The sequence below is a fragment of the Microvirga tunisiensis genome (genome assembly GCF_009296175.1).
Taxonomy (GTDB): domain Bacteria; phylum Pseudomonadota; class Alphaproteobacteria; order Rhizobiales; family Beijerinckiaceae; genus Microvirga; species Microvirga tunisiensis.
The window spans coordinates 1-2,891 of the sequence record NZ_VOSK01000552.1; the positions used below are offsets into that span (position 1 = coordinate 1).

Annotated in this window: 4 protein-coding genes; 2 read left to right on the top strand and 2 right to left on the bottom strand. The window is 60.6% G+C overall.

Annotated elements, in window-relative coordinates; genetic code table 11:
- Window positions 1-176 (top strand): transposase (locus FS320_RS41095; protein ID WP_192926244.1); only part of this gene is annotated, 176 nt, incomplete at its 5' end.
- Window positions 177-549: 373 nt separating this feature from the next.
- Window positions 550-750 carry a hypothetical protein gene (locus tag FS320_RS41100; RefSeq protein ID WP_152718324.1) on the top strand — a complete coding sequence of 67 codons (201 nt, stop codon included), beginning with the start codon at window positions 550-552 and terminating at the stop codon, window positions 748-750.
- A gap of 119 nt (window positions 751-869) precedes the next feature.
- Here FS320_RS41100 and FS320_RS41105 read toward each other — a convergent pair whose 3' ends face one another.
- The gene (locus tag FS320_RS41105; protein ID WP_162003592.1) at window positions 870-1,976 is read right to left on the bottom strand and encodes a sensor histidine kinase; all 1,107 of its coding nucleotides are present in this window, start codon (window positions 1,974-1,976) and stop codon (window positions 870-872) included.
- Window positions 1,977-2,225: 249 nt separating this feature from the next.
- Window positions 2,226-2,534, bottom strand: a complete 309-nt coding sequence (locus FS320_RS41110) for a hypothetical protein (RefSeq protein WP_152718328.1) — start codon at window positions 2,532-2,534, stop codon at window positions 2,226-2,228.
- Window positions 2,535-2,891: the final 357 nt, after the last annotated feature.

Sequence of the window (2,891 nt, forward strand, 5' to 3'; positions counted from 1 at the left end):
ATCTCGCCCGGGCGGAGTTCGCAACGCTGCGGTTGCGCCTGCTCAAGATCGCCGTGCGGGTGCAGGAAACCACCAGCCGCATCCGACTGGCCTTTGCCTCGTGCTGTCCGGAAGCGGATCTCGTCCGGCGTCTTGCGAGCGCTCTGGCACCCCAGCCCCGGGCGGCCTCGCCCTGAGCGCCGGGGCTGCCATCGCCCCGGTCATCCCATCCCGTCCCTGCCAACGCGTTCCCCACGTTCCAGACCTTGCCGCGGTGAAAGAAACGCAGCGGATCGGCACGCCCGCGCTACCAAATAGGCCCCGAAACAAACTCTGGTGAATAGGAACGGCTAGAGCTCGTCGACGATGCTTTTTGTCGGAACCCGCTGCGGCGATCCACGTGCCAATAGTTTTCCCGGAATGGTTATCCCGGTCAAACCGGCGATGCTCCCGACATCGGCGGCTCGATAAGGATGGGACAGCCTCTTCGAGGAGCGTCCTCGAACTTGTGGGCGCTAGCCACGTTGGAGTGGTCGGGAAGTCTTCTCGCATTCAGTTGAGGAGCCGCGAATGAGCATCAACCGGAACGCAATTTTGGCGCGCTTAGAAGTCGTTGCCGACTGTCTCGACCTCTCCGAACAAGACTTGAGAGCCATTGCCGAGGATGACGAGCGCATCATTGAGTTTGCCACCGAGCATGGCCAAAGCCTCGATTGGTTATTTATGGGTGATGTTCGGAGCTACATCCGAATGGCTGCATTGAGCCACTGACGGCGTAGGCTGTGGCATTGCCGTCATAGCCCGATCGGCGATATGGGCCGGGATCAGATCCCAAGGTGCCTGAATGGCGCCCCATTCCGCTTTGCGCTCAAGGCTATAGGCATGAAGAATCAGCTGGCCAATGGAGCATCGACCGAGCATAGGACACCCGTTGGAGCGAACTCGATCCGAACGTCACCCGCCAGGTCGTGAGCCAAGCTCCGCTCGATGAGCCGCGTCCCGAAGCCGCGCCGAACGGGTTCGTGAACAGGCGGCCCATCCAATTCCTCCCACATCAGGTTCAGGCGATTTGGCGCGCTCGCGCTGTTGAGTCTCCAGAGGACCTTGATTTGTCCGGTGCCATTCGACAGCGCCCCGTACTTCACCGCGTTGGTGGCCAATTCCTGCAAGGCCATGGCAAGGGCAAGCGCCATGCGTGGCGGCACCTGGACGGGGGGCCCCTGCACGTGGATACGGTTTTCCCCGCGGCTGCGGTACGGCTCCACTGCTTGCGCGACGATGTCGTGAAGTCTCACGTCCGCCCAGCTTTGGTCGGTGAGGACGTTATGAACGTGCGACAGGGCAATGAGACGGCTCTCCATCGCGCGTGAGGCGTGATCCAGGTCTGGCGCGTTGCGGAGGGTCTGCGAGGCAATGGATTGTACCGTCGCCAGCGTGTTCTTCACCCGATGGTTCAACTCGCCGATGAGAAGGTCCTTGTCTCTCAATGCAGCCCGCAATTGATCCACGACACGCAGACGCTCGATGGCGGCTCCGAGGAGATTGGCGTAGCTCCTGAGGAACTCGATGTCCGATTGCGTGAAGTCTCGTGGCGTCTGACTGTCTACTTGGAGGACACCGAAAGGCGGGCGCCCGTTACTGCTCAAGATCAGCACGTTCACGAAAGCTCTCACACCATCCGCTTTCATGAAGTCGTGATACTCGAACCGCTCCTCCTTCTCGATGTCGTTCGAGATGACGGCACCGTCCTTAAGGGTCAGGCCCTCCGGTGAATTCTCGGCAGCAGTGACGGTCACGTGCCCGATGACCCCCGGCTTCCAACCAAAGCCGGCGCGAGCTTTGAAAGTCTTGCCGTCAGGCAGGAGTTCCATGACCTTCGCGAGCGCCGTGTCGAGGGCACGGCCAACAAGTTCGCAGCCCTTGTTGAGAATGTCGTCCAGGGCCTCCGACTTGAGCGCGAGTTCGCCGAACTCTGCCAAAACGCGCTGCTGTTCCATCAAGTTGTCTTGGTTTGTATTCTGTTGGTCAGCCATCTCGCGTCGTGCCAAGGTTTATACAGCAAGGTTTCCAATCCTGCTGATCAGCTTATGGTTCCAAGCAGGTATGGCTGGAAGCCTTGTGGGATGGCTTGGCGGACAAGCCGATGCAGTGCTTTAAAGCTCGTTCTGGCACCTTGGAGCTTGTCGGATAGAGCCGCAGCCTTTCCGGAACGCGACATGCCCATTCCGGAAAGCGACGGGCAACGGTCACGCACCGCGGCTCTCCAGATAGACCCTCGCGGCTTTAATGGCGCCATCGCATTGGGCCGAGGTGCCGCCGAGCACCTCCTCGGGCGCGGTACGACCGGTCCAGACGTCCAAGGTGGTCGTGACGACCCAGAGCGGCTCGGCCATCGCGCGCTCTGCCAGCTTTGGCAGGGAGGCCTCGGCGCAGGTCCTCACATCGGCAATCACGGCCTGAGGAGCGCGGACCTGGGCCAGGCGCTCGTTCATCTCCGCCTGGAGCGGATCGACGATCAGCGCGCCGACAAGGGTGGCCAAAAATTCTTGAAGCATTGTCGCCTCTGCGCCGGCGCGATCGGATCGGGAAGGATCCGACATCACGCAAGGGCCGGCACGGCTCGCGTCAGAGGGGCCCGGATCGGGGTCATCTGAGATTTAAGCAGTGCGGACGAAGGTTCAAGGTCGCACCGTTCGCCCTGCTCCGTTGGCAGAAGGCGCCGATTCCCTTTTTGCTCGATAATCCTAAGGCAAGGGAAGAATTCCGCTGCGACCAAACGTACTTAGTCGGCCCTGAAATAACCCACAACTGATTGAGGCTGAAGGATTCTTTGTCTTCGCGAAGCATCGTAAAATGCCAGCTTCTGGGAAGTGACCCCCCAAAAGCTGGTGTTTTGCCATGGGACCCAAGCC

Excerpts from the sequence above, each read along its gene's own strand:
- FS320_RS41100 (WP_152718324.1), top strand. The coding sequence starts at position 550 with ATGAGCATCAACCGGAACGCAATTTTGGCGCGCTTAGAAGTCGTTGCC.
- FS320_RS41105 (WP_162003592.1), bottom strand. The coding sequence starts at position 1,976 with ATGGAACAGCAGCGCGTTTTGGCAGAGTTCGGCGAACTCGCGCTCAAG.
- FS320_RS41110 (WP_152718328.1), bottom strand. The coding sequence starts at position 2,534 with ATGCTTCAAGAATTTTTGGCCACCCTTGTCGGCGCGCTGATCGTCGAT.